General features: G+C 62.1%; 23 protein-coding genes, 2 tRNA genes and 1 pseudogene. 10 read left to right on the top strand and 16 right to left on the bottom strand.

The window, feature by feature from the left end:
- Positions 1-47 precede the first annotated feature (47 nt).
- The gene (locus KW824_RS04570; RefSeq protein WP_218409035.1) at positions 48-3,812 is read left to right on the top strand and encodes an AAA family ATPase; all 3,765 of its coding nucleotides are present in this window, start codon (positions 48-50) and stop codon (positions 3,810-3,812) included.
- 71 nt (positions 3,813-3,883) lie between these two features.
- Here the strand turns inward: KW824_RS04570 and KW824_RS04565 are convergent, their stop codons facing one another.
- The 5 genes from KW824_RS04565 to cysK all read right to left on the bottom strand — a co-directional run bounded on the left by KW824_RS04565 (position 3,884) and on the right by cysK (position 8,697).
- Positions 3,884-4,429: a cytochrome b gene (locus tag KW824_RS04565; RefSeq protein ID WP_043130136.1), complete on the bottom strand. Its 546-nt coding sequence runs from the start codon at positions 4,427-4,429 to the stop codon at positions 3,884-3,886.
- A gap of 274 nt (positions 4,430-4,703) precedes the next feature.
- Positions 4,704-5,213, bottom strand: a complete 510-nt coding sequence (crr, locus tag KW824_RS04560) for a PTS glucose transporter subunit IIA (protein ID WP_005325875.1) — start codon at positions 5,211-5,213, stop codon at positions 4,704-4,706.
- Positions 5,214-5,256: 43 nt separating this feature from the next.
- Positions 5,257-6,984, bottom strand: a complete 1,728-nt coding sequence (ptsI, locus tag KW824_RS04555; protein ID WP_005325873.1) for a phosphoenolpyruvate-protein phosphotransferase PtsI — start codon at positions 6,982-6,984, stop codon at positions 5,257-5,259.
- A 44-nt stretch (positions 6,985-7,028) separates the two neighbouring features.
- Positions 7,029-7,286 carry an HPr family phosphocarrier protein gene (locus KW824_RS04550; protein WP_005303128.1) on the bottom strand — a complete coding sequence of 86 codons (258 nt, stop codon included), beginning with the start codon at positions 7,284-7,286 and terminating at the stop codon, positions 7,029-7,031.
- Between the two features lie 442 nt (positions 7,287-7,728).
- The gene (gene cysK / locus KW824_RS04545; protein WP_218409034.1) at positions 7,729-8,697 is read right to left on the bottom strand and encodes a cysteine synthase A; all 969 of its coding nucleotides are present in this window, start codon (positions 8,695-8,697) and stop codon (positions 7,729-7,731) included.
- A 163-nt stretch (positions 8,698-8,860) separates the two neighbouring features.
- Between cysK and KW824_RS04540 the strand changes: the two genes are divergently transcribed.
- From KW824_RS04540 to KW824_RS04530, 3 genes are read left to right on the top strand one after another with little or no spacing between them, the layout of a single operon-like run.
- Positions 8,861-9,703, top strand: a complete 843-nt coding sequence (locus KW824_RS04540; RefSeq protein WP_041206183.1) for a MoxR family ATPase — start codon at positions 8,861-8,863, stop codon at positions 9,701-9,703.
- Entirely contained in the window at positions 9,704-10,867 is a 1,164-nt protein-coding gene (locus tag KW824_RS04535; RefSeq protein WP_218409033.1) for a VWA domain-containing protein, read from the top strand.
- A gap of 55 nt (positions 10,868-10,922) precedes the next feature.
- On the top strand, positions 10,923-12,044 hold the full coding sequence (locus KW824_RS04530) for a beta-ketoacyl-ACP synthase III (protein ID WP_218409032.1): 1,122 nt from the start codon (positions 10,923-10,925) through the stop codon (positions 12,042-12,044).
- Between the two features lie 74 nt (positions 12,045-12,118).
- Here the strand turns inward: KW824_RS04530 and tsaA are convergent, their stop codons facing one another.
- On the bottom strand, positions 12,119-12,823 hold the full coding sequence (gene tsaA, locus KW824_RS04525) for a tRNA (N6-threonylcarbamoyladenosine(37)-N6)-methyltransferase TrmO (protein ID WP_218409031.1): 705 nt from the start codon (positions 12,821-12,823) through the stop codon (positions 12,119-12,121).
- A 198-nt stretch (positions 12,824-13,021) separates the two neighbouring features.
- Here tsaA and KW824_RS04520 point away from each other — a divergent pair, with 198 nt between their 5' ends.
- Positions 13,022-14,002 (top strand): NAD-dependent epimerase/dehydratase family protein, encoded by a 981-nt coding sequence (locus tag KW824_RS04520; protein WP_218409030.1) that lies wholly within the window; start codon positions 13,022-13,024, stop codon positions 14,000-14,002.
- Positions 14,003-14,074: 72 nt separating this feature from the next.
- On the opposite strand, the gene KW824_RS04515 is transcribed toward KW824_RS04520, so the two are convergent.
- The 4 genes from KW824_RS04515 to cydD all read right to left on the bottom strand — a co-directional run bounded on the left by KW824_RS04515 (position 14,075) and on the right by cydD (position 18,512).
- Positions 14,075-14,467: a DUF488 domain-containing protein gene (locus KW824_RS04515; protein WP_218409029.1), complete on the bottom strand. Its 393-nt coding sequence runs from the start codon at positions 14,465-14,467 to the stop codon at positions 14,075-14,077.
- A gap of 9 nt (positions 14,468-14,476) precedes the next feature.
- The gene (gene rcsF / locus KW824_RS04510; protein WP_005325859.1) at positions 14,477-14,848 is read right to left on the bottom strand and encodes an Rcs stress response system protein RcsF; all 372 of its coding nucleotides are present in this window, start codon (positions 14,846-14,848) and stop codon (positions 14,477-14,479) included.
- Between the two features lie 156 nt (positions 14,849-15,004).
- Complete coding sequence (cydC, locus tag KW824_RS04505) at positions 15,005-16,750, bottom strand: cysteine/glutathione ABC transporter ATP-binding protein/permease CydC (protein ID WP_218409028.1); 1,746 nt, start codon at positions 16,748-16,750, stop codon at positions 15,005-15,007.
- A complete protein-coding gene (gene cydD / locus KW824_RS04500) occupies positions 16,743-18,512 on the bottom strand; it encodes a cysteine/glutathione ABC transporter permease/ATP-binding protein CydD (protein WP_218409027.1) in 1,770 nt (589 codons plus the stop codon). Before cydD ends, cydC begins: the two co-directional genes overlap by 8 nt.
- 201 nt (positions 18,513-18,713) lie before the next feature.
- Here cydD and KW824_RS04495 point away from each other — a divergent pair.
- Together KW824_RS04495 and KW824_RS04490 are read left to right on the top strand one after the other, a co-directional pair.
- Positions 18,714-18,787 (top strand) — tRNA-Gly (locus KW824_RS04495).
- A gap of 104 nt (positions 18,788-18,891) precedes the next feature.
- Positions 18,892-18,966: transfer RNA gene (locus tag KW824_RS04490), tRNA-Gly, on the top strand.
- 119 nt (positions 18,967-19,085) lie between these two features.
- Here KW824_RS04490 and arcA read toward each other — a convergent pair.
- Complete coding sequence (arcA, locus tag KW824_RS04485) at positions 19,086-19,805, bottom strand: two-component system response regulator ArcA (RefSeq protein ID WP_005325853.1); 720 nt, start codon at positions 19,803-19,805, stop codon at positions 19,086-19,088.
- A gap of 385 nt (positions 19,806-20,190) precedes the next feature.
- Between arcA and KW824_RS04480 the strand changes: the two genes are divergently transcribed.
- Positions 20,191-20,589: a DUF3293 domain-containing protein gene (locus tag KW824_RS04480; protein WP_218409026.1), complete on the top strand. Its 399-nt coding sequence runs from the start codon at positions 20,191-20,193 to the stop codon at positions 20,587-20,589.
- 117 nt (positions 20,590-20,706) lie between these two features.
- Positions 20,707-21,186, top strand: coding sequence for a putative 4-hydroxy-4-methyl-2-oxoglutarate aldolase (locus tag KW824_RS04475; protein WP_218409025.1), 480 nt, complete (start codon positions 20,707-20,709; stop codon positions 21,184-21,186).
- Positions 21,187-21,190: 4 nt separating this feature from the next.
- On the opposite strand, the gene KW824_RS04470 is transcribed toward KW824_RS04475, so the two are convergent.
- Positions 21,191-21,667 (bottom strand): hypothetical protein, encoded by a 477-nt coding sequence (locus KW824_RS04470; protein ID WP_218409024.1) that lies wholly within the window; start codon positions 21,665-21,667, stop codon positions 21,191-21,193.
- A gap of 167 nt (positions 21,668-21,834) precedes the next feature.
- Between KW824_RS04470 and KW824_RS04465 the strand changes: the two genes are divergently transcribed.
- Positions 21,835-22,224, top strand: coding sequence for an META domain-containing protein (locus KW824_RS04465; protein ID WP_005325848.1), 390 nt, complete (start codon positions 21,835-21,837; stop codon positions 22,222-22,224).
- A 71-nt stretch (positions 22,225-22,295) separates the two neighbouring features.
- On the opposite strand, the pseudogene KW824_RS20955 reads toward KW824_RS04465, so the two are convergent.
- From KW824_RS20955 to KW824_RS04450, 4 genes and pseudogenes are all read right to left on the bottom strand, one after another.
- Positions 22,296-22,640 (bottom strand): annotated as a pseudogene (locus KW824_RS20955) (IS4 family transposase); the annotation flags it as partial.
- Between the two features lie 86 nt (positions 22,641-22,726).
- Entirely contained in the window at positions 22,727-23,908 is a 1,182-nt protein-coding gene (locus tag KW824_RS04460) for a M20 family metallopeptidase (protein ID WP_218409023.1), read from the bottom strand.
- On the bottom strand, positions 23,908-24,357 hold the full coding sequence (locus KW824_RS04455; protein ID WP_005325846.1) for a hypothetical protein: 450 nt from the start codon (positions 24,355-24,357) through the stop codon (positions 23,908-23,910). The genes KW824_RS04460 and KW824_RS04455 overlap by 1 nt, the downstream gene beginning before the upstream one ends.
- The gene (locus KW824_RS04450; protein ID WP_218409022.1) at positions 24,354-25,172 is read right to left on the bottom strand and encodes a DUF3100 domain-containing protein; all 819 of its coding nucleotides are present in this window, start codon (positions 25,170-25,172) and stop codon (positions 24,354-24,356) included. Before KW824_RS04450 ends, KW824_RS04455 begins: the two co-directional genes overlap by 4 nt.
- Positions 25,173-25,260 lie beyond the last annotated feature (88 nt).

The raw sequence follows: 25,260 nt of genomic DNA, 5'->3' as shown, positions 1-25,260 counted from the left end.
ACAAGCCGCCCTGAGCATAAAGAGATGCGGATGAAGGAGTGTCATTCATGAAAATCTTGTCTCTGGCAGGGGAGAACCTGGCCAGCCTGACCGGGGCTTTCACCATCGACTTCACCAAGGGGGCGCTGGGCGCCGCCGGGCTCTTTGCCATCACCGGCAATACAGGCGCGGGCAAGAGCACCTTGCTCGACGCCATCTGCCTCGCCCTCTATGACGAGATGCCGCGCTTTATCGCCAATCGCAAGCACGTGGCCGAAGTGGGCAGGGCGGATGACGAAGAGAAGCTCAGGGCCAACGACGTGCGCGGCATCTTGAGCCGCGGCCACGCCAGTGGCTGTGCCGAGGTGCAGTTTCGCGGCTGCGACGGCCGCATCTGGCTGGCGCGCTGGGCGGTGCGCCGTGCCCGCAATCGCTCGGAGGGGCGCTTCCAGGCCCAGGAGCGCAGCCTGACCGAGGTCGAGTCGGGGCAGGTGTTCAGTGGCAGCAAGCGGGAGCTGCAGGATCGCATCGACGAGCTGGTGGGCCTCTCCTGGGAGCAGTTCCGCCGCGCCGTCATCCTGCCCCAAGGGGAGTTCGCCGCCTTCCTCAAGTCGAGCGCCGATGAGCGCTCCGCCCTGCTCGAGCGGATGACGGGCACCGAGCTCTACTCCGCCATCTCCATCCAGACCCATGAGCGGGCGCGGGCCGAGCAGCAGGCGCTGGCGACCATACAGCAGCGGCTCGGCGACGTGGCCCTGATGGACGACGAGACGCGCGAGCATTGGGTCGCCCAGCAGCTGAGTCTCTCCACCAGCCTCAAGCACGAGCAGCAGCAGCGTCAGCTGTTGCAGGACTTGCGGGATCTCAACGGACGGATTGCCGCCCAGTTGCAGGCCTGCCGGGAGGGGCAGGAGGCGCTTGCCGCCGCCGAGGCGGCCCATGGCGAGGCGGCGCCCGGGCGGGAAGAGTTTGCCCGCGCCGAGCAGGCCCAGGTGGCCCGCGCCGATCACGACGAACTTGCCCGCCTCACCCTGGAGGTGCAGCAGCAGGAGCAGCAGATAGGCCAGCTTGCGTCCCAGCTGGAGCAGGTTGAACCTGTGTTGCAGCAGGCCGCGCTGCGCGAACAGCAGCTGCTGGCCGACAAGATTGCCGCAGAGCGGGAGTGGGGCGCCCTGCAACCCGAGCTCAAGCGGGCGCAGGAGCTCGATACCCGGCTCAAGGAGAAGAGCCAGCAGTTGCAGGAGACCCGGCAGCAGGGGACCCAGGCACGCGCCCTGCAACTGGAACTGCAGCAGGAGTGGCAGCAGCAGGCGAGCCGGGTCGAGGCCCTGACGGTGCGCCGTCAGCAGTGGGCTCTGTGGCTCGAGGAGCGCAAGGCCCTGGCCCCACTGGCGCGCCAGTGGCAGCCTTTGCTGGCAACCATCCAGGACTGGGCGGCGGACAGGGAGCTGCTACAGCGCGTGTTGCAAAGCCGCGAGCACAAGGGCCATGCCCTGCGGGATCTCGCCAGCCGGCTGGCGCAGGGACAGCAGGAGCGCGACGACTGGCAGCAGGAGCAGGCGCGATTGCAGCAACAGCAGCACGAGTTGCAGGAGCAGCAGTGGGAGATCCGCCTTGCCAAGGCGCAGGAGCAGTGGCAGCAGCAGACCGAACAGCTGGGCCAGTTGCATCAGTTGTTGGAGCTGGCTGATTATGGTCGCAATCACGGCGAGCAGCATGGCCGTTTGCAGCAGGAGATCGCCCAGCTGGAGCAGGCCCTGAGCCGGCTGACCACGCTCGGCGGCGAGCTGGCGCCGGCCCGCGAGCGGCTCGCCCTGCAGCGAGACGAGGCGCGCCACGCGCTGGAGCAGTCTCGCGCCATCGCCAGTTTCGAGCAATATCGCCACATCCTGAACGATGGTGAACCTTGTCCCCTCTGCGGCGCCGAGGAGCACCCCTACAGTCAGAGCCAGCCGCAGGTGGCGGGCATTCTGGGTCAGCTGGCGGATCGATCCCGCAGCCTCGAGCTCGAGTGGGAGCGACTCAATCATCAATACATCCAGTGCGAGAGCGAACGCCAGGAGCTGGCACGCCAGCTGGCGGCGCGCCGCCAGCATTTGCCGGAGCTGGATGCCCGCGCCGAACAACTGACCTTGCGTTGGCAGCAGCTCGGCGGTGCCAAGTTGCTGGGCCATCCGTTGCCACTGAATCAGAATCAAGCCGATTCCCTGACCAAGTGGAGCGAGCTGAGGAGTACCCTGCTTGGCCGTGGCCAGACTCTGGAGCATGGGCTGGCCCAGAGCCAGCAGCAACTGCGTGAGGCCCAGTTCGGCCAGCAGCAGTTGCAGGCCGTGCGCCAGCAGCTGAGCCAGCTGACCGCCCGCCATCAGCAGTTTGAGCAGCAATGGCAGGAGGCGGAGCGGCAGAAGGTTGAGTGGGAGGCCGAGCTGAAGGCACTGGCCGAACAGGAGGCATCCTTGCGTCAGCGCCTGGCACAGGGTGAGGCCCGTCTCGATCAACAAATGGGGGCTGAGCCCTGGCGCCAGTGGCTTGGTAGCCAGCAATGGCTGGCGTGGCAGCAGACCTGCGAGGCGTATCTGCACGGACAGAATGAGTGGGAGCAGCTTGGCGGCGAGCTGGCCACTCTGACCCCGGTCTTGAGCGCCCAGGAGGCGCGGCTGCAAAGCCAGAACGAGCTGCTGCACAAGCTGGAGCGCGACTACAAGGAGGCGGAGCAGCAGCGTCAGGGGCTGCTCGCCAGCCGGGAGGCCTGCCTCGGGGGCCGCGCCATCGTCCTGATCGAGCAGGAGTGGCAGCAGCGATTGCAACTGGCGGCCAGTCAGCTCGAGGAGGCGGTGACGGCGCTGCGGGTCGCCCGGGAGAAGCAGACCGAGCTCAAGGCGAGGCTAGCCCATCTCGAGCAGGACAGGCAGGTGAGCAGCCGTCGTCGCCGCGAGGCGCTGGGGCGCTGGGCGGCCCATGCTGGCACTCTCGGCATCGCCGAATATGATCTGCGTCGGCTGCTGGCCATCACGCCGGATGAGCTCAGGGCTCGCCGTACCGCCTTGCAGCGCCTGGATGATGCCCTGGCCGAGGCCCGCACCCGGTTGGCCGAGCGTCAACGGTCGCTGGCCCAGGAGGAGGCCAAGCTGGCGCGCTATCGGGAGCATCATGGGGAGCTGACCGCCCTCACGGCCGAGGCCCTTGCCGAGCGTCTGGGCGCCTGCGAGGCTCGCTGTGGCGAGCTGGAAGAGCAGCTGTTCCAGTGCAAGAGCACGCTGGCCCAGGCCGAGGCGGCGGCGCTGAAGGCGGGGAGCCTGCAGGAGGATTTGGCGGCCCAGCAGGCGGTGGCGGATCACTGGCTGCAACTGTCCGAGCTTATCGGCTCCGCCAGCGGCGCCAAGCTGCGCACCTTCGCCCAGAGCCTCACGCTCGAACGTCTATTGTTGGAGGCCAACGCCCAGCTCGGCGAGCTGTCGCCGCGCTATCGACTGGAGCGGGTGCCCGGCACGGATCTGGCGCTGCAGGTGGTGGATTTGGACATGGGGGACGAGGTGCGCTCCGTGGACTCTCTCTCCGGCGGCGAGAGCTTCCTGGTGTCGCTGGCGTTGGCGCTGGCGCTCTCCAGCCTGTCGTCGCGCCAGACCCAGGTCGAGTCGCTCTTCATCGACGAGGGATTCGGCACCCTGGATCCGGACAGCCTGGATCTGGCGCTCTCCAGCCTGGACTCCCTGCAGGCGGCGGGCCGCCAGATCGGGGTCATCTCCCACGTTCAGACCTTGGTGGAGCGGATCGGCGTGCAAATAAGGGTTGAGGCCCTCGGCGGCGGCGAAAGCTGGGTGGTGCTGCCCTGAGGATGATATGCGTCCATGACAAAAGGCCCCTGTCAAAGGGGCCTTTTTGCTGGTGTGCAACCCGTCGCCGGTTATTTGCGCTCGGGCAGCATATTGGTCAGGGTGCTGTCTTTGAGCACGTGGTGGTGATAGAGGGCGGCCCCTGCGTGCAGGGCAATCAGGGCATAACCCAGGTTGGCCAGCGTCTCGTGCAGATCCTTGATGGTCCCTTTCAGGCCATCATCCGGTCCTATCAGCGCGGGCAACTCAAATCCGAAGAAGGGGATGGGCTTGCCACCTGCACTCAGCAGCAGCCACCCCAGCAGCGGCGTCAGGATCAAAAAGCCGTAGAGGGCCAGATGGGCGAGGTGACCGAGCTTGAGCATCAGGGGTGAGGGGGCGGGCAGGATGCGCGGTGAGGGGCTGCCAAAGCGCACCAGCAGCCGCACCACCACCAGCGCCAGAATGAGCAAGCCCACCATGAAGTGAAACTCCTTCATCAGGTCGCGTCCGGTCGAACCCTTGGGGAAAATATCCCTGAACTCCATCAGCCCATAGACGGCCATCATCAGCAACAGGGTCAGCCAGTGCAGGCCGATGCTCAGGCTGCCATAACGTTGTTCCGTATTCTTCAGCATCTTTATCTCCTTGCGGAGGGCGCATTCCATCGCCCTGGTCCATCCCGTCACGCATGGCGCCGGGATCCCGTGGTTTCCACACCCATGCTACAAGGCTTGTCGGGCAATGCCTTGATCTCGACCGCGCTTTTGCATCGGAGTGCCCTTGCCCGGTCAGGGAACTAGCTAGCCCCTGATGGTTGAGAGCAGGCGGACCTAAGGTGTTGCCCATAAAAAAACCGAAGCACATGGCTTCGGTTTTTTGTTGCAGCAGCTGGCACCAGCCAGCGGCGCATTATTTCTTGATGCGGATAACCGGGGTCTCGCCCACGGTCACGGCGCCAGTCATCTTGATCAGCTCTTTGATCTCGTCCATGTTGGAGATGACGACCGGAGTCAGGGTAGACTTCGCCTTCGCTTCCAGTACGGCCAGATCGAACTCGATGATGGTGTCGCCGCGCTTGACCTTCTGACCTTCCTGGGCGATACGGGTGAAGCCTTCGCCTTTCAGCTCGACGGTGTCGATACCGAAGTGAACGAACAGCTCGATACCAGAGTCGGATTCCAGAGAGAACGCGTGGTTGGTCTCGAAGATCTTGCCGATGGTGCCGTCGCACGGGGCAACCATCTTGTTGCCAGCCGGCTTGATGGCGATGCCGTCACCGACGATCTTCTCGGCGAAGACAACGTCAGGCACATCTTCGATGGGCACGATTTCGCCAGACAGCGGTGCAAAAATTTCGATGCCGCCGGTGTCAGAACTGTCATCGGAAACCAGTTTCTTCAGTTTATCAAACAGACCCATAGTAAAAGCTCCTAGAGATGATTGTCGCTGTTTGCAGCCGATCTTAGCAGACTGCCTTCTGCTTAATAAAGTTATCTACACAGGCTTCGATTTCGGCGGCGGTCGCATAGCTCAGTGCCTGGTCTGCCATTGCCTTCACATCTTCGAAGTTGGTGTTGCGGATAAGCTTCTTGATACGCGGTACAGAGATGGCGCTCATGGAGAACTCATCCAGACCCATACCCAGCAGCAGCAGGGTGGCGCGTTCGTCACCAGCCAGTTCACCGCACATACCGGTCCACTTGCCATTGTCATGGGAAGCGTCGATCACCATCTTGATCAGGGTCAGGACGGAGGGTGACAGCGGGTTGTACATGGCGGAAATCATCTCGTTACCACGATCGACGGCCAGGGTGTACTGGGTCAGGTCGTTGGTACCGATACTGAAGAAATCCACTTCCTTGGCAAGATGATGAGCCATCACGGCAGCGGCCGGGGTCTCGATCATGATACCCACTTCGATGGATTCATCAAAGGCTTTGCCGTCGGCACGCAGTTCAGCCTTCAGCTGCTCTACGGTGGCCTTGAGGCTGCGGAACTCTTCGACGGAGATGATCATCGGGAACATGATGCGCAGCTTGCCGAAGGCAGAGGCGCGCAGGATGGCCTTCAGCTGGGCGTGCATGATGTCTTCACGATCGAAGAAAATACGCACGGCACGCCAGCCGAGGAAGGGGTTCATCTCTTTCGGGAAATTCATGTAGGGCAGTTCTTTGTCGCCGCCGATGTCCATGGTACGGACGATGATCGGCTGATCCGGCATGGCCTCTGCCACTTCTTTGTAGGCCTTGAACTGCTCGTCTTCGGTCGGCAGCGCATCGCGGTCCATGAACAGGAACTCGGTGCGGTACAGACCCACGCCTTCGGCGCCATTGCGGATGGCACCCTCGGTATCCTTGACGGTACCTATGTTGGCGCAGACTTCGACCTGATGACCATCCAGGGTGATGGCGGGCAGGTCTTTCAGCTTGGCCAGTTCGTCCTTCTCGGCCTGGAACTGGGCCTGGAATTTCTTGGCTTCAGCCAGCTGTTCGGCGGTCGGGTTGATGATGATCTGGTTGTTGATGCCATCCAGTATCAGCATCTCGCCATTGTTGACGCGCGCGGTGATGTCGTTGGTGCCCACGATGGCCGGCAGCTCCAGGGAGCGGGCCATGATGGAAGTGTGAGAGGTGCGGCCACCGATGTCGGTGACGAAGCCCAGCACATATTTCAGGTTGATCTGAGCGGTTTCGGACGGGGTCAGGTCTTTGGCGACCAGAATGACCTCTTCGTCTATGGTGCTCAGGTTGACAACGGCGATGCCCAGCACGTTCTTAACCAGACGGGTTCCGATGTCACGGAAGTCGGTGGCGCGCTCACGCAGATAGGGGTCGTCCAGCTCGGCCATCATCTTGGCGTACTGTTCGATCACTTCATAGATGGCTTTGTCGGCGGACGCCTTGTTGTCTTTGATGAAGGATCTGATATCCCCTTCCAGCTCCTCATCTTCGAGCAGCATGATGTGGCCTTCGAAGATGGCCTCTTTTTCTTCACCGAAGGTACGACCGGCCATCTCTTTGATGGCTTCCAGCTGTGCGGCTGACTTGGTGCGGGCTTCGAGGAAGCGGTTGATCTCGGCGTCAATCTGGTCGGCAGAAATCTTGCCCTGATTGATAACGATTTCATCTTCTTTCAGAAGAAGCGCCTTACCGAATGCGATACCGGGGGACGCAAGAATGCCAGATATCATAATCCTTCCTATTAAAACGACTGTGGGGGAGGAATAAAGCTGGATTACTCCAGCTCGTCCATCAGGGCAACCAGCTTCTCAACGGCTTTCTGAGCGTCCGGGCCGTCGGCCTGGATGGTCACGTTGGTGCCTTTGGTCAGGCCCAGGGTCTGCAGCTTGAACAGGCTCTTGGCGCTGGCGGATTTGCCACCGGAGACCACAGTGATCTCGCTTTGGAATTCTTTGGCTTCTTTCACGAACTGAGCTGCGGGACGGGTGTGCAGGCCGTTTTCAGCAGTAATAACAACAGACTTCTCGTACATGGTTTCACCCCATATTATTGATATTGTGTGGAGAGATGGTCGCTAATGAGGCTTCCTGTCTCACCGTGTCAGTATGGATATGTTGTAAAGTAACGAAATCAGACCTGCAATGGTTTAATCCAGGTCAATTTTCTGTGCAGTATTCGGCGCCCTGGCTAAGTCTTTTTCGTCATCGGGCTACAAGCCGCGTCAGGTCTGGCCTGAAATTAATTTATAACGAAAAATAACACTTTGTTACCTTGTGATACCTAGCCGGTAAACACCTCGTGACGCCGCACAGGATATGAGATTTATCACAGAATGTCTGCTTTTTTTGTCACACCCAAGTTTGTTATTTTACCCCAAAAAATAAGGGGTCGACTGACACTGATGGCTACTGAGTTTAGCGCATAATGAAAACGGCGCCCCCAGAGGCGCCGTTGTTTTGGTGTAATGCGATCAATTACTGTTGCAGTTCCTGTTCGCTGAACACGCCGGCGAAGAGGGCACTGGAGAGATAACGCTCGGCAGCACTCGGCAGCACGACGACGATGGTTTTATCCGCAAATTCCGGCAGTTCGGCCAAACGGGCGGCAGCCACCACGGCGGCGCCGGAGCTGATCCCCGCCAGAATGCCTTCCTCTTCCATCAGGCGGCGAGCCATCTCGATGGACTCCTCGCTGCTCACCTGCTCGACGCGGTCCAGCAGGGCCAGGTCCAGGTTGCCCGGGATGAAGCCGGCGCCTATGCCCTGGATCTTGTGGGGACCGGGCTTTATCTCTTCGCCCGCCAGTTTCTGGCTGATGACGGGAGATTCGCTGGGTTCGACCGCCACGGAGACGATGGCTTTGCCCTTGGTCTGCTTGATGTAGCGGGAGACACCTGTGATGGTGCCGCCGGTGCCGACGCCTGCCACAAACACATCCACGTCACCGTCGGTGGCATCCCAGATCTCGGGGCCAGTGGTCTGCTCGTGGATCTCGGGGTTGGCGGGGTTTTCGAACTGCTGCAGCAGCACATACTTGCCCGGCTCGGATTCCAGGATCTCGTTGGCCTTGGCGATGGCGCCCTTCATGCCCAGCGGGCCTTCGGTCAGCACCAGGTTGGCACCAAGCGCCTTGAGCAGCTTGCGGCGCTCCAGGCTCATGGTGGCCGGCATGGTCAGGGTGATGGGATAGCCACGGGCCGCAGCCACGAACGCCAGGGCAATGCCCGTGTTACCGCTGGTAGGCTCGATGATCTCCTTGCCCTTGGTCAGCACGCCGCGTTTCTCTGCATCCCAGATGAGATTGGCGCCGATCCGGCACTTGACGCTGAAGCTCGGGTTGCGGCTCTCGATCTTGGCCAGCACGCGGCCCTTGGTAACACGGTTGAGACGAACCAGCGGGGTGTTGCCTATGGTCTGGCTGTTGTCCTCAAAAATTTTGCTCATGGTGCTATCCCTGTGTTTGTTAAGGCGATGAAACAAGATTACCCTGTGGTTTCTGAATGAGAAGTGACGAATCGTTATAACAATATGTTATTACAACATATAGAACTTATTCTCTCTCGCCGAAGGGCCCCTGGGTTCTCCTGCGACCAAAGGAATGGATCTCATGGGATTTGCAGGAAGCGATCGCTATCTCGCATCAAAGTCACTGAGTATGGCCGTCAATGCCGCCATCGTGCTGGAGAAGCCGCTGCTGATCAAAGGTGAGCCGGGCACCGGCAAGACGGTGCTGGCCGAGGCGGTTGCCGAGTCGCTCGGTGCCGACCTCATCAGCTGGCATATCAAGTCCACCACCAAGGCCCAGCAGGGGCTCTATGAATACGATGCGGTGGCCCGGCTGCGGGACTCCCAGCTCGGGGATCCGCGGGTCGGGGACATCAACCACTACATCCGCCGCGGCAAGTTGTGGCAGGCCTTCGCTGCCTCGCAGAGGCCGGTACTGCTGATCGACGAAATCGACAAGGCGGACATCGAGTTTCCTAACGATCTGTTGCTGGAACTGGATCGGATGGAGTTCGATGTCTACGAAACCGGCGAGCGCATCAAGGCGCGCCAGCGTCCGGTGGTCATCATCACCTCCAACAACGAGAAAGAGCTGCCGGACGCCTTCCTGCGCCGCTGTTTTTTCCATTACATCCGCTTCCCCGACAAGGCCGAGATGCAGGCCATCGTCCAGCTGCACCATCCCAACCTCAAGGAGGGCCTGCTCGGCGAGGCGATGGATCTCTTCTTCGAGCTGCGTAATGTGGAGGGGCTGCGCAAGAAGCCCTCCACCTCGGAGCTGCTGGACTGGATCCGCCTGCTGCTGGCCGATGACATCGCCCCCGAGGCGCTGCGCAGCCGGGAGCCTGGCAAGCTGGTGCCCGCTCTCTATGGCGCCCTGCTCAAGACGGAGCAGGACTTGCACCTCTTCGAGAAGCTCGCCTTCCTGGCGCGTCGTGGCGGCTGAATGCTCATCGACTTCTTCCTTCACCTGCGCCGTCACAAGCTGCCCTGCAGCCTGCGCGAGTTGCTGGATCTCCATGGGGCCCTGGCGGCCGGACTCGCCAGCGTGGACATGGACGACTTCTATCGCTTGTCCCGCAGCCTGCTGGTGAAGGACGAGGCTCACTATGATCGCTTCGATCGCGCCTTCGCCGAGTACTACCAGGGGCTGGAGGCCATCCCCTTGCTGCCCGAGACGCTGCCGGATGACTGGTTGCGCCAGGAGTTCGAGCGGCTATTGAGCCCTGAGGAGAAAGCCTTGCTCAGATCCCTCGGCGGGCTCGACAAGTTGCTCGACACCCTCAACCAGCGCCTGCGCGAACAAAAGTCGCGCCACGCCGGCGGCAACAAGTGGGTAGGTACCGGTGGCAGCAGTCCGTTCGGCCATGGCGGCTTCCACCCCGAGGGGATCCGCATGGGGGGAGAAGGCCAGCATGGCAAGGCAACCAAGGTGTGGGAGGCGCGCCACTATCGCAACTTCAGCGACGACTCGCCGCTCGGCCAGCGGGCTATCCAGCTGGCGCTGCGCAAGCTAAGGCGTTGGGTGCGCAAGGGCAATCCCTCGGAGCTGGATCTCGACGACACCATCAGCAGCACGGCCCGCCAGGGCTGGCTCGATGTGAAGCTCAGACCCGAGCGCCACAACGGGGTCAAGCTGCTGGTCTTCTTCGATGTTGGGGGGTCCATGGATGCCCACGTGGCCGAGGTGCAGCGGCTCTTCTCGGCGCTGCGCCACGAGTTCAAGCACCTGGTGTTCTTCTATTTTCACAACTGCCTCTACGACTTCGTCTGGCAGGACAACGCCCGCCGGGCCGAGGAGCGTTTTGATACCTTGCGGCTGCTGCGCACCTACGGCAGCGACTATCGGGTGATCCTGGTGGGTGACGCCAAGATGGGTCCCTACGAGATCACCTGGCCCGGTGGCAGTGTGGAGCAGTGGAACGAGGAGTCCGGCCAGGTGTGGCTCGGGCGCCTGCAACAACATTTCCCCAAGATGGTGTGGATCAATCCGCTGCCCAGGCAGGAGTGGCTCTGGCACCCCTCCATCAAGTTGATGAATGACGTGATCGGCGGGCGTATGCACCCGCTGACCCTGGCTGGTCTCGCCGGAGCGATCGATCAGCTATGAATCTCTGAACCCTAAAAAACAGACAAGCCGGGATTGCACCCGGCCAGGAGCAAAGATGACCTCTATCGTAATCAGTGGCTCAGGCCTCTATACCCCACCCTTTGCCGCCAGCAATGAAGAGCTGGTGGCTGCCTTCAACCAGTTTGTGGATCTCTACAACGAGGAGAACGCCTCCGCCATCGACGCTGGTCAGCTGGATGCCAAGCAGCATTCGAGCTGCGAGTTCATCGAGAAGGCGTCCGGCATCAAGAGTCGCTATCTGGTGAGCAGGGAAGGGGTGCTGGATCCGGACATCATGCAGCCCCTGCTAGCGGAGCGCCCCGATGACCAGCCCTCCATCATGGTGGAGATGGCGGTGGCCGCCGCCGAACAGGCGCTGATCGCCGCCGGTCGCGAGCCGGGGGAGATAGATCTGGTCATAGTGGCGGCCTCCAACATGCCGCGTCCCTACCCGGCGCTGGCCATCGAGCTGCAGCACTATCTGGGGGCGAGTGGCATGGCCTTTGACATGAACGTGGCATGTTCCTCCGCCACCTTCGGCATCAAGACGGCGGCGGATCTGCTGGCGGCCGGGACCGCCAGACTGGCCCTGGTGGTGAACCCCGAGATCTGCTCGGGGCATCTCAATTTCCGCGACAGGGACAGCCACTTCATCTTTGGCGACGCCTGCACAGCCGTGCTGCTGGAGCGGGAGGCCGATTGCAAGGTGGCCAACCCCTGGCAACTGGTGGCGAGCAAGCTGGTGACCCAGTACTCCAACAACATCCGCAACAACTTCGGCTTCCTGAACCGATTCAGTCCGCGCACCCGCTACGGGGATGACAAGCTGTTCCGCCAGCAGGGGCGCAAGGTGTTCAAGGAGGTGCTGCCTCTGGTGTGCACACAGATAGAGGAACAGCTGGGGGAGCAGGGCTGGCAGGCGGGGGAGCTGAACCGTCTCTGGCTCCATCAGGCCAACCTCACCATGAACCAGTTCATCGGCCGCAAGCTGCTGGGCCACGACGCCAGCCAGCAGGAGGCGCCGGTGATCCTCGACAGCTATGGCAACACCAGCTCGGCGGGCTCCATCATCGCCTACCACCTGTTCAACCAGGACCTGCCTAGCGGGGCCCGTGGTGTGCTCTGCTCCTTCGGCGCCGGTTATTCCATCGGCAGCCTGTTGTTGCAACGCCTCTGAGTACCGCCATCCGGCGGTGGCAGCAAAAAACCACCCGAGCGGGTGGTTTTTTTATTGGCCGGGGCCGGTGAAGATCAGGCGGGCTCTATGGCCGACACTAGGCAGTCGGGCTCGCTGATGTGAAAACGCACATTGAGGTCGAACAGCCTGACACCGTACTCCTTGTCGTCCGGTTTGCCCTTCTTGTAGGCGGGACGGGGATCCTGGGCCAGCACCTCGCTCACCAGCTGGCGCAGCTCGGGGTGGGCCTTGAGCCAGGGCATGAGCTGCAGCTCCGCCTCGGGGGTGAAGCTCACCATCAATGGCGGGGTTGGAGCCTCGGGGGCGAAGCCGCCCCGGGCGTGGGGCAGGCTGTCGGCATAGGGAATGTAGGGCTTGATGTCGACCACAGGGGTGCCGTCCAGCAGATCCACGGCGCCGAGGTCGAGCCACAGCTTGCCACGCTCACGGCCCACCCCGTGCAGTTCGACCACGGAGAGGCCGAGCGGGTTGGGGCGGAAGGTGGAGCGGGTGGCAAAGACCCCGACCCGCTCGTTGCCGCCAAGGCGCGGCGGACGCACCGTCGGGTGCCAGCCCTGGGCCATGGTCTGGTGAAACACGAAGCTGAGCCAGAGGTGGGAAAACTGCTCTATGCCGCGCAGCACGTCCGGCTGATCGTAGGGAGGCAGCAGCTCCAGGCGGGCGCGGGCCGATTTGACCAGGCCGGGCTGGCGGGGGATGGCGAACTTCTCCTTGTAGGGAGAGCGGATGATCCCGAGTGTGTCGATGTCGAACTTCATGGCGGATCCTGGCTGAAAACCCCGGCAATGTAGCACAGGCGGACCGAAAACGCAGGCGTCGCCACAGTCGTGGCCCCCTGTGATCCCGGTCGCAGAGCGCGGCATCCGAGGCTGTGTCCTAGCGTCAACTTGCGTAGGGTGGGGGAAGAACAGGGATTGGCCGGGGTCATGGCACCGCGGCGCACAGGAGAGACAGGGATGAAACTGCTGATTATCGGCGGCACCGGTTTTTTGGGCCGCCACCTCACCTCGCTGGCCCTGGATTGGGGTCATGAGGTGACGCTGTACAATCGGGGTCACCGCCAGCACCCTGACTGGCGCGAGCTGACCCAACTGCAGGGGGACAGGGATCAGAGCCTGGATCCCTTGCTGGGGGAGGGACTGCACTGGGATCTGGCCATAGACACCTGCTGCTATGACCCAGCGCAGGCGGCCAGCCTATCGACGGCCCTGCTCGGGCGTTGTGAGCGCCTCATCTTCATCTCCACCATCAGCGTCTATCGGGACTTCGCCCGGCCCGAGATGGACGAGTCGGCGCCGCTGCACCAGGTGGCCCCCGGCGAGTCAGCCAGCGGCTACGGTCCGCTCAAGGTCTTGTGCGAGGCAGAGTATCGGACCCGCTGGGGGGAGCGGCTCTGCATACTGCGCCCCGGCGTGCTGTGCGGCCCCTTCGACCCGACCGGTCGTCTGGCCTGGTGGGTGCAACGGGTGCAGCAAGGCGGATCCTGGCTGCTGCCGGGGGAGGGGCAGGACAGGCTGCAATACCTGGACGTGCGCGACTGCGCCGAGTTCGTGCTGCGGGCCGCCGAGCAGCGACTGGAGGGCTGCTTCAACCTCGTCAAGCCCGGCATCGCCCTGGTGGACTGGGTTGAGCGTCTGGCGGCCCGCCTGATGCTGGCCTCCCCCCTGCAACCGGAGTGGATCCCCTGGCCAGCCCTGATCGCGGCCGGGGTCGAACCCTGGCAGAGCTATCCGACCCTGTTGCCCAATGAGCAGCCCGAGTATGCCGGCTATGGCCGCATCAGCGCCGAGGCGGCCATCGTGCAGGGCCTCAACTTTCGGCCGCTGGAGGAGACGGTGGCGGATGTGGCCGAGTGGCTGGCCGGCGCGCCGGACGCTGCGGTGGCCGCCGGCATCACAGCCGAGCAGGAGACGCGGCTGCGTCAGCTTGTCCGGTAGCGTGGCCGGCAAGTGCCGCAGCAAAGCAAAAGGGCATCGAGAGATGCCCTTTTCTGTCTAGTGTGAGCGCCGCTACTCGGTGCGCATGGCGGCGCCGGCGGCGATCAGCAGCTCGCGCAGGATGGCGCGATGACAGCGGAACTCCTGCTCGCAGTAGCAGCCCACTGACAGGTTAGTGGTGTGGGAGAGGGCTGCCAGCAGCGCCAGATCGTGGCGGGCAGCTGGGCTTGCCATCTCGGCCTTGTACTGCTTGCAGAAGGCGGCCCACTGGGCCGGGGTCTCGGCGGCCTGACCGAGCTTCATGGTCTCGGCGCAGGGGGCCAGGTTGGGGAACCAGACGTCGTACCAATCCTGGCTGGCAAAATCGCTCTTGGGCACGCCGCGAGGCGGGCGGCGCACTGTGCCGATGCGCAGTCCCTCATCGGGGAGACGGGGGCTGCCGAGGCGGACGATGGCGAGTGCCATGCCGAGACCTTACTTCTCTTCGGCCACTTTCAGCGCCTGACCGTAGCAGATCACCTGCTTCAGGCAGCCCGGCACATCGCTGAACTCGGCGCACTTGTCGAAGCTGACGCCGTTGCCGCCCATGTCGGCCACGCGGCGGCGGGCCAGGGTGCGGGCTTCGCCGGCATTGGGCACCGCCTGATTGGCATCGGCCTGGCAGGACTCACCCTCGACGGTGCCGAGGTAGAGGTAATTGAGGTCGGCGAGCTGGTTCTGCTCATAGATCCGGACGCCGCCCGGCTTGAAATACTCGTCGAAGTTTTCCTTGTCCAGATTGCTGTTGAAGGCGAAGTCGGCACAACCGGAGGCAATCAGGGGCATCATCAGGATCAGGCGTTTCATGTCGAGGTCTTGTTGAACAGTGAGGGGGCCATTATAGGGGTCAGTCGCTGCCTGCGACCAGCCCCATTTTTCGCCCGGGAGGCGAGCTGTGACGGGGATCTTGGCACTATCAACAAGACAAGGGGCAGATCCCTGCCCCTTGTTCATTGGCTGTCATCAGGCGGGAGCCAGCCGCTGGTGCAGGCTGCGGTAGTAGTCATCTTCCAGCAACTCCTGGTGCGGTGCGCAGAGGCGGATCTTGCCCTCTTCCATCAGGGCTACCCTGTCCATCTGCTCCAGCCCCAGCAGGCGGTGGGAGATGAGCAGCAGGGAGCGCTTCGCTCCCAGCTTGAGCAGCAGGGCCATGATCTCCCGCTCGGTCTGGCTGTCGAGGCCTTCGGTCGGCTCATCCAGCAGCCAGAGCGGGGCGTCGTGCAGCAGGGCGCGGGCTATGCCGATGCGGCGGCGCTCGCCGCCGGAGAGGGGGCGACCGCCATCCCCGAGCCAGGCGTCCAGTCCGCTCTCGGCCTCTTCATCTTCGTCTGCCAGCAGGGTGGCGAGACCCACCTGGGTGAGAACCTCGGTCAGCCGCTCGTCGCTGGCGTCGGGGGCGGCCAGCTTGAGGTTGCCGCGCAAGGTATCGGCAAACAGATGCACCCGCTGGCTCACCACCGAGCAGGAGGCGCGCAGGGCCCCTTCGCCATACGCGGTCAACGGCTTGCCATCTAGCAGTATCTCGCCGCTCTGCGCCGTCCACTCCCGGGTCAGCAGCCCCATCAGGGTGGACTTGCCACAACCAGTCTGCCCCAGCAGCGCCAGCTTCTCGCCGGGGTTCAGTTGCAGGGTGCAGCCTCGCAGCACAGGAGCATCCTGGCCGGGATAGGCAAAATGGAGGTCCCGTATCTGCAAGGTGCCTTGAGTCGCAGGCGCTTGCTCCTCTCCCCACTCTGGTGCCTTGGCCTCCTGCAGTATCTCGTTGAGGCGACGGGCCGAGGTGAGGCTGGTGGAGAGGTGCTGGAAGGCACCCGCCAGGGGCAGCAGCGCCTCGAAGCTTGCCAGGGTGGCGAACACCATGAGCGCCGTGATGGGATCCGGGGTGCCACCACCGACGCCGTGACCAGCGAGCCACAGCATCAGGGTCAGGGTCCAGCCGCTGAGCAGCTGGACCGAGAAGCTGGCGAGGCCGCTCACCCTGGCCATGCGGGCCTGGGCCTGGATCAGGGCCTGCTCGGCCTGTTGCAGCTCGGCCAGCGCCTTGGGGGCGGCGGCGAACATCTGCAGCTCGGCATGGCCGTCCAGATAATCCACCATGCGGGTGCGCATGGTGGATTTCTCGGCGATGAGTCGACGACCGGGGGCCCGGCCGGCGAAATAGAACACCAGCGGCAGAGCCAGCATGCCAAAGAGCAGTATGGCCCCCAGGGTCAGCGCCAGGCGGCTGTCGAAGAAGGAGAGGAAGAATACCAGCCCGGCACAGCTGAGCAGAGCCGCTCCTATGGGAGTGACGAGGCGCAGGTAGACGTGATCCATGGCGTCGATGTCGGCCACCAGACGGTTGAGCAGATCCGCCTGACGAAAACCGGCCAGGGTTCCGGGGGAGAGGGGGGAGAGTCTTTGCCAGAACCAGACCCGCAACCGGGTGAGCACCCGGAAGGTGGCGTCGTGGCTCACTACTCGCTCACCCCAGCGGCTGGCGGTACGCACTATGGAGAAGAAGCGCACGCCGCCGGCCGGGGTCATGTAGTTGAAGGTATCCCGGGTGGCGACCGCCAGCCCCGCCACGGCGGCGGCGGAGAGGAACCAGCCTGAAAGAGAAAGCAGCCCCATCCCGGCCACCAGGGTGACCAGGGCCAGCAGCAGGCCGAGGGAGAGGCTGAGCCAGTGCTGGCGGTAGAGACGCAGGAACGGCAGTAGATCAGTCATCGAGAGAATCCCCTGAACGTTGGGACAGCAGACGGGCGAAGGGCCCCTGTGCCTGGCAGAGTTGCGCGAAGTGGCCTTGCTCCACCAGCTGGCCGCGCTCCAGCACCAGTATGTTGTCCATCTGGCTGAGCTGATCGAGGCGGTGGGTGATCATCAGCAGAGTCTTGCCTTTCGCAGCGTCTTCGAGCGTGCTCATGATGGCGCGTTCGGAGTGGCGATCCAGGCTGGCAGTGGGTTCATCCAGCACCATCAACTGGGTGGACTTGAGCAGGGTGCGGGCCAGGGCGAGGCGCTGGGCCTGACCGACGGAGAGGCCACCGGCCTGATCTCCGACCGGATAGTCGAATCCCTTCTCCCTGGCAAATTCCCAGGCCTGGGCCCGCACCAGGGCGGCTTCCAGCTCGGCGTCGCTGGCCGTGGGCCTGGCCAGCAGCAGGTTGTCTCTCAGGGAGGCGTGGAACAGCTGGGGGTTCTGGGAGAGCCAGCCCAGTTGCAGCCGCCACTGGCTCATGTCCAGCTCGGCGAGTTCCTGGCCGTTGACACGGAGCGAACCGCGATAGGGGGCAAAGCCGAGCAAGGCGTTGACCAGGGAGCTCTTGCCGGCCCCGCTGATCCCGACCAGGGCAGTGCGCGTGCCTGCCTCAAGGGTGAAATCGATGGGGCCGATCAGCACCTTGCCCTCGGCGCTCAGCACCTCCAGGGCGCGGGCCTCCACCCTGATGGGGCCATCGGCCTGGAAGGGGGCACTCCCTGAAGCCGGTTCGCTGACTTCGGCCTCGAGAAACTCCAGCAGCTGCTCGGCGGCGCCTATGGCCTGCGCCTTGGCGTGGTAGTGGGCGCCGAGTTCCCGCAGCGGCGCGTAAAACTCGGGAGCGAGAAATAGCACGAACAAGCCGGTAAAGAGCGTTACCTTGGCGCCATAGTTACCGAAATTGAGGTGATCTATGTAAGAGAAGCCGAAGTAGACCGCCACCAGGGCCACCGCGATGGCGGCGAAGAACTCCAGCACGGCCGTGCTCAGGAAGGCGAGCCGCAGCACCTCCATGGTGCGCTCCCGAAAATCTTCCGAGGCGTCGCGAATGGCTTCACCCTCCGCCTGGGTACGCATGAAGAGCTGCAGGGTACGCAAGCCCTTGAGTCTGTCGAGGAAGTGGCCGGAGAGCCGCGCCAGGGACTGGAAGTTGCGGCGGTTGGCATCGGCGGCGCCGACGCCCACCAGGATCATGAAGAGCGGGATGAGGGGCGCGGTGCCGAGCAAGATGATGCCAGCGGCCCAGTTGACCGGGAACACGGCCACCAGGATCACCAGGGGGATGAAGACGGCTATGGCCATCTGGGGCAGATAGCGGGAGAAGAACTCCTGCATCTCTTCGATCTGCTCGAGCAGCAGGCTGGCCCAACTGCCGGCGGGGCGGCGCTGGATATAAGCTGGCCCGAGGCGGGCGAGGCGGGTGAGCACCAGCTCGCGGATGGCCTGGCGCACCGCACTGCCCGCCCTGAAGCTCGCCACCTCCCGGCCATAAGCCAGTGCAGCCTTGGTCAGGGTCACCAGCAGCAGGGCAATAAAGAGGGGAATGGACTGCTCGGGCGTGGTGCCTTCGATGATGAAGCCGTGGAGCAGGGTGGCCAGCAGCCAGGCCTGCATCACCATCAGTATGCCCTGACCCATGCCCAGACCGATGGAAAGACCGATCCAGCGCCGGCCATGGCCCGATTGTTTGCGCAACCAGCCATAGAGATGTTTCTGCTTGTTCTTGTCCATTACCACCCTCCTCGGTCGAGTGGCGCAAGACTATCGTCGCCCCCACGGCTTGGCAACCTCGCAGATCCGGGAGTGTGAACGTCTTTGTTTGAAAAAGCAGCTGCATGCTCAATAGTTGGCCGAACAGCTTGATTTATGGCAAAAAATACGAAGGCGGTGATTGCGCTCGCCAGCAAAATGCATATAGTAGAGGCCACTGACGCGGGTGTAGTTCAATGGTAGAACGGTAGCTTCCCAAGCTGCATACGTGGGTTCGATTCCCATCACCCGCTCCACATTCTGATACCAGGTATCTGTCCCGTCTCGTTGTTGCCTACTTCTGGCACGTCTCTTCAGACGCTGATTCCATACCTTGTATATGCTGCGTTCCTGATGCCTTGCGGGCATCGTATAATGGCTATTACCTCAGCCTTCCAAGCTGATGATGCGGGTTCGATTCCCGCTGCCCGCTCCAGTTTTCATGCAAAAAGCCCACTCGACTGAGTGGGCTTTTTGTTTTGGCGGACAGGCGACTTGCACCAGCCACAAGCAGAAGAGGCGCCCACAGGCGCCTCTCGCTTCACCGGGCAGGGATTATTCCTGCTCCAGCTCGCCACAGAAGCGGTAGCCTTCGCCATGAATGGTGGCGATGATCTCCGGGGTGTCGCCCACGCTCTCGAAGTGCTTGCGAATGCGGCGGATGGTGACATCCACGGTACGATCGTGGGGCTTGAGCTCACGGCCTGTCATCTTCTTGAGCAGTTCGGCACGGGTCTGGATCTGGCCCGGGTTTTCACAGAAATGCAGCATGGCGCGGAACTCGGAGCGGGGCAGCTTGAACATGTCGCCTGCCGGGCTGACCAGTGCACGGCTGTTGATGTCCAGCGCCCAGCCATTGAACAGGTAACGCTCCACCAGCTTCTTCTCTTCGCCACCGGCGGTCACGTTCATGGTGCGGCTCAGCAGGTTGCGGGCACGTATGGTCAGCTCGCGGGGATTGAACGGCTTGGTGATGTAGTCATCGGCGCCTATCTCCAGCCCCAGGATCTTGTCCACTTCGTTGTCACGGCCGGTCAGGAACATCAGGGCGATGTTGTCATCTTCACGCAGCTCGCGTGCCAGCAGCAGGCCATTCTTGCCCGGCAGGTTGATGTCCATGATCACCAGGTTGATGGTGTGGCTGGTCAGGGCTTGATGCATCTCGTCGCCATTGTTGGCTTCCAGCACTATGTAGCCTTCGGCCTCGAAGATGCTCTTGAGGGTGTTGCGGGTGACCAGCTCGTCTTCGACGATCAGAATATGTGGTGTTTGCATGAGTATTCCCAGATTCTTATCAGTTAATTATCGAAATTTTAACACTCTTTGGCGTTATCCGACCGGTCCTGAAAATTTATTACGTCATCCTGGGTATGAATGTCAGGTCGAATCATCGCGAATTTGGTATCTATGTTGGCAAACATCCCTGTGCCGCACATAGGCTCTCAACAAGTCTGATCGAGAGAAGCCTGGAAAGGTAGTCCATTACAAAAGTTGCTGCATTTTATCAGTTAACAGGCGCATAACAACACTCTTTGCCGTCAGATAGCAACTTTTTAACTCAGGTTTGATATAAGTCAATCCCGAGGTTCGCTGCATCATACGTGGGCTGGCCTGCTTTTTCGCCCTTAAGAAATGTAATGGGATGTAACATGTGGTTGACATGACTTTGTGGGAAAACTACAGAAATGTGTGTTTTATTGCCCCCTTCGCACCGCCAGTCTGGGCTGCCTATGCCATCGTCACGGCCTGGAATCCGGCCAGCCAGCAGGTGGGGATGCGCCGCAACGCCCGGCGTCAACGCGCCCTGTCACGCCACCTTGCCGATACCCTGGTGATGGGGCCCGTGTGGGGCAGCGATCCGGATGAGTGCTGGCAGGAGGCATCCCTGTTGCTGCACATTCCTCAGGGCGAGGCCATCCGACTGGCCGCCCGCTTCGGGCAGAATGCCTTCTACTGGGTGGTAGAGGGGGAGCTCTGGCTGGTGCCCGTCCTGCTGAAGGGGGCGCCATGCCATCTTGGCAGACTGACTTCCCGCTGGATGCTCAGAGCTTTCGCATGATGAGAGGCTGGACGGGAGCCACACCATCCGGGTATGTCGGTTGCCCGCTGGATTGTCAGCCTGTCCACATGATGAAAGAATGAGCGGACTCATTCACTCCATGGAAGGATGCTGACCATGCTGGATCTACTGCCCGACCTTTGCGATCAACATGGCGATGCCCTGCAGGTGGCTGAGCCGCTGTTTCACGATTATGGCGGCAAGCCGCTGTTTTATGGCGAGGCGGTCACTCTCTCCTGCTTCGAGGACAACAGCCTAGTGCGGGAGCTGGTGGCGAGCCCCGGTCATGGCAAGGTGATGGTGATCGACGGCGGTGGCTCCCTGCGCCGGGCGCTGCTGGGGGACCAACTGGCCATCAAGGCGGTGGAGCAGGGATGGGAAGGGATCCTGATCTACGGCGCCGTGCGAGATGTGGGCACCTTGGCGACGCTGGCGCTGGGAGTCAAGGCGCTGGCGGCCTGTCCGGTCAAAACCGAGAAACGCGGACAGGGCGAGCTGGATGTGGTGCTGTCCTTTGCCGGGGTCAGCATAGCGCCGGGGGATTATGTCTACGCCGATCTCAATGGCGTGCTGGTCAGTGGCGCCAGGCTCCTCTGATCCCTCAGAAGTTGAAACCTACCCCCAGGGTGAGGAACTGCTCGGTGCTGAAGGCACTGAGGCCGTAGTTGGCGGTGATGGCCAACTGCGGTGTCACCAGCAGGCTGCTGTTGAGCTCCACCAGGGTGCTGGGCTTGCTCATCTCCAGCTGTTTGAGTTGGCTGCCGATGTTCAGTGAGGGGGAGAGGCGGTAGCGCACCCCCGAGCTGATATTGAAGCCGGCCTGCTCGCTGTGGCTGCCCACCGCTGGTCCGGCCTCCATGTAGAGGCTAATATCATCCTCTACCGGATATTGGTAGCCGGTGTTGATGAGCCAGATATCGAAATTGTCGCCCGTATGGGCCTGGTTGCCGAGCAGTACGCCGGAATAGCTTTTCACGTAGAGCTGGCTGTCGGCTTCGTTTTTGAGGAAATCCCAGTCGGCGGCCTGGGCCGAAAAAGTGAGACCGAATGCGAGTGCGATGACGAGAGACTTGACCATTCGTTTCCCCTCCCTGGGTCCGGAACAGGACTACAAGCATGGCACATGCCAGCAGGGAGTAAAGGGAACCCCGATCACAATAAAAGAGTTTTGATGGGCGCCAGAGTCATGATAAACAGGCCCCTCACTCTGTGTCTTCACGACTTTCTCCATCACGAGGTGAACTCATGAACAAGAAACTGACCCTGCTGGCTGCGCTGGCCCTGGGAGGCTGCGCCATGGCAACGGGTTCTACCCTGGCAGAGCTGCAAGCATCGACCTGGCAGTTGCAAGGGGCGAGCGGTGATACCTTCACCCTGCAGGTCGCCGGCGACAAGGTGGCAGGCAAGGGCGGCTGCAACCGCTACTTTGGCGGCATCACAGAGCAGGGGGACGGTATTCTGGCTCTGGGCCCCATGGGGGCGACTCGCATGATGTGTACAGGGGATCTGGCCGGCAAGGAGATGAACTACCTGCAGGCGCTGGAGAAGGTGGCAAGCTTCCAGATAAGCGGCAAACAGCTGGTGCTGAAGAGTGCCGAGCAGGCGACGCTGCTGACCTTCGATGCGGTGAAATAAACGGGTATGTTGTCAGGGATTGTCGCAGCCTGACACCAGCCCCAAAGACGCCACGGCGTAATGCCAGTCAGTTAAGTTTGACTGGCATTTTTTTATTCGCTTTTTTCATATTCTCCTTCTGTGACCTTGCCTTCACACTGCACGGCCAATATCGCTCTCTTCTGATGGGCAGAACAAACAACCTCGCTTGTGGCTCAAGGTCCGCTCCCCGCCTTGGGAGATTGCCCGCTGACACATACGGCATGCAGCACCGTCATGGATGAGGAACGCCGACGCCATATGAAAACTCAGCTGACTCGTCGTGTCTCTCTTCAGGCTCGCCGCCATCTTCACCATCTGGCTGTGCGACAGGTTGTACGCTGGCAGTGCATCCATCGATCTTGCCTTATACCCACCGCCTCCTTGCTGTTGAGGGTGCGGGTCAGCAGGCGGGCCTCCGCGGCCCACCTGCCAGATAGTTGGGGGATGCATGATGTGAGTAATTGCAGCTCCCCCTTGCCCGTCAGGTGCGTCTGGTCGCCAGATTGACAAAGATCTGGGCGCCGATTAACAGGCAGTCATCGTCCAGGTAATAGGGATTGGCGTGCAGGTAGTTGCAGATCCCCTTGGCCTGATTGCCGCTGCCGAGGAAGAACATGGCCCCCTTGCGATCCGGTGTGGCGTTGATCATGTAGCTGAAGTCTTCGCTGCCGGTCATGGGTTGACCCTGTGCATTGATACCCTCGGCCGGCAGTACGTCTGCGGCGGCTTGTTGCAGACGGGCACAGGCCCCGGCGTGGTTCTCCACCGCCGGGTAGCCGGCATGGACCATGCTGGTCTTGAAGCCGCGCAGCTCGCTCTGGGCGATGATGTCCCTGAAGCTGTTTTTCAGGATCTGGTCGGTCTCGGCGTCCATGGCACGTATGGTGCCACGGGCCTGCACATGGTCGGCCACCGCGTTGGGAATGGTGCCGCCGTTGATCATGCCGCAGCCGAACACCGCCGGGCTGAACGGGCTGGTACGCTTGGCGACGATGTAGTCCATGTCCTCTATGATCCGCACCGCCTCGCGGATGGCATCCAACCCCTTGTGGGGGGTGGAGCCGTGGGCGGAGATGCCGTGCACATCCAGGGTCCAGGCCGAGCCCCAGGAGGACATCACGCCGCTGTTGAATTTGATGGTGCCCGTTTCCATGGCGCCGTCGTTATGCAGGGCATAGACTTCGTCCACCCCCTTCATGCAGCCGAGCTCCACCATCTTCTCGGCCCCCGGCACCCGCATGTCCTCCTCCGCCATCTGGAAGATGACGCGAACGTTGTAGCGCAGCCGCTCCCGGTGACCTGCCAGGAATTTCGCCGTGGTCAGGGCGATCGCCATGTGGGAGTCATGGCCGCAGTTGTGGGCCATCCCCTCATGGGTGGACTTGAACGCCACCTCGCTCATGTCATGCATCTCCAGGCCATCCATGTCGGCGCGAAACGCTATGGTGGGCAGGCTGGGGTCTATGTGCAGATCCCCGTGAAAACCAGTGAAGCCCGGGTAGTCGGTGATCCTGTAGCCGAACTCTTCCATCAATCCCCGGCAGTAGGCGGAGGTCTTGAACTCGGCCCCGGAGTATTCCGGGATGCGGTGCAGGTGGTGGCGCACCTCGTGGCTGAAACCGCGCAGAGCCAACAGGTCAGGTTCGATATGGTAGTGGTTCATTAGATGATCCCTTGAATGGAGAAACCGAGCTGGGCAACCAGGGAGGCGCCGAAGAAGCAGCAGGTGGAGACGATCATGAAGATGAGGATCACCTTCCACGACATCTTCTTGAGCTCCTCCAGCTGACCGCCCACCGAGAGGCCGGCGAAGGCCAAGAGCGGCACGCAGCAGGAGAGGAAGGAGATTTTGGCCACGGCATCGATGAAGAGGCCGCGCACCGGCGTCTCGGGCAGGCAGATGAGGATGCCGATGATGGTGGCATAGGCAAAGGCTGGCAGGGACGAGGGCAGGTAGCGCTTGGCCACCAGGGAGGCGAACACCACCAGGGACATGGCGATGAAGCTGTCACCCATGAGCCAGAGCGGGGTGCCTGTGGTCAGGGTCTGGGTGAACATGGCCAGCAGGATCGCCAGGAAGACGAAGCGCATATCCATCACGATGCTTTTCATGCTTTCGCTCCTTTGTCAGTCAGGGCATAGATCTTCTCGGCAAGGGGCAGCCCCAGATAGGTGAGGGAGAGGGCACCCAGGGCCGACGAGAGCAGGTTGGAGGCGGCGGCTATGCTCAGCACCTGCTGGGCCAGTGCCTCGTCGAGGCCGTTGATCAGGGCACCGGAGGCGGCGCTCAGCATGGAGCCTGAGCCCACGCCGGAACCGGCGGCCAGGGCCAGCGGATGCAGACCTGTGAGGGGCGCTATGCTGCCGAGCACGCTGAACCAGAGGGTGCCGATGACGGAGCCGCACAGGTAGATGGCGAGCACGCCTATGTACTCCTGGGATCCGGTGCCGAATCTGCCCTGGATCACCGCGACCGAGGGTTCACGGCTGATGGAGGAGCAGGCCCCGATGGCGCGGCGACCGAAGCCGAACTTCACCGCCAGCGGGATGGCGATGAGGATGGGCAGGAGGTTGCCTATCTCCTGCAGGAAGAGCGGCACGCCGACGCTCAGGATCATCTTGAGGTTGGGGATGATCATGCCCGCATACTGGGTACCCAGGATCAGCAGGCTGAAGCCCACCATCTTGCCGCAGAAGCCCTCTTCCTTATCGCCAAAGTGGCGCTTCCAGCCGGGGATGCGATCCTTGACGGGCTTGGCGGAGACGATCATGCCGATGATGACGGCAAAGAGCATGGGCAGTATGGGGATGATGGCGATGCCTATCCTGATCTCCTGTTTCCCGATGAGGTACTGGGCCACGAAGATCAGCAGGGCGGTCGCCAGGGTACTGACTAACACCGTTTTGAGTGGGCTGGTTTGCTGCATAGTGTGTTCTCTTGTTATGCGTTGTCATTCACGCGCGGCGCCGGCCGCAGCGAGATGGGGGCATGATAGGAAGGGCAGAAGGGCATTA

It is taken from the genome of Aeromonas sp. sif0611 (assembly GCF_019218845.1).
In the GTDB taxonomy this organism is placed as follows: domain Bacteria; phylum Pseudomonadota; class Gammaproteobacteria; order Enterobacterales; family Aeromonadaceae; genus Aeromonas; species Aeromonas media.
This window is presented reverse-complemented; position numbering and strand designations above follow the sequence as displayed.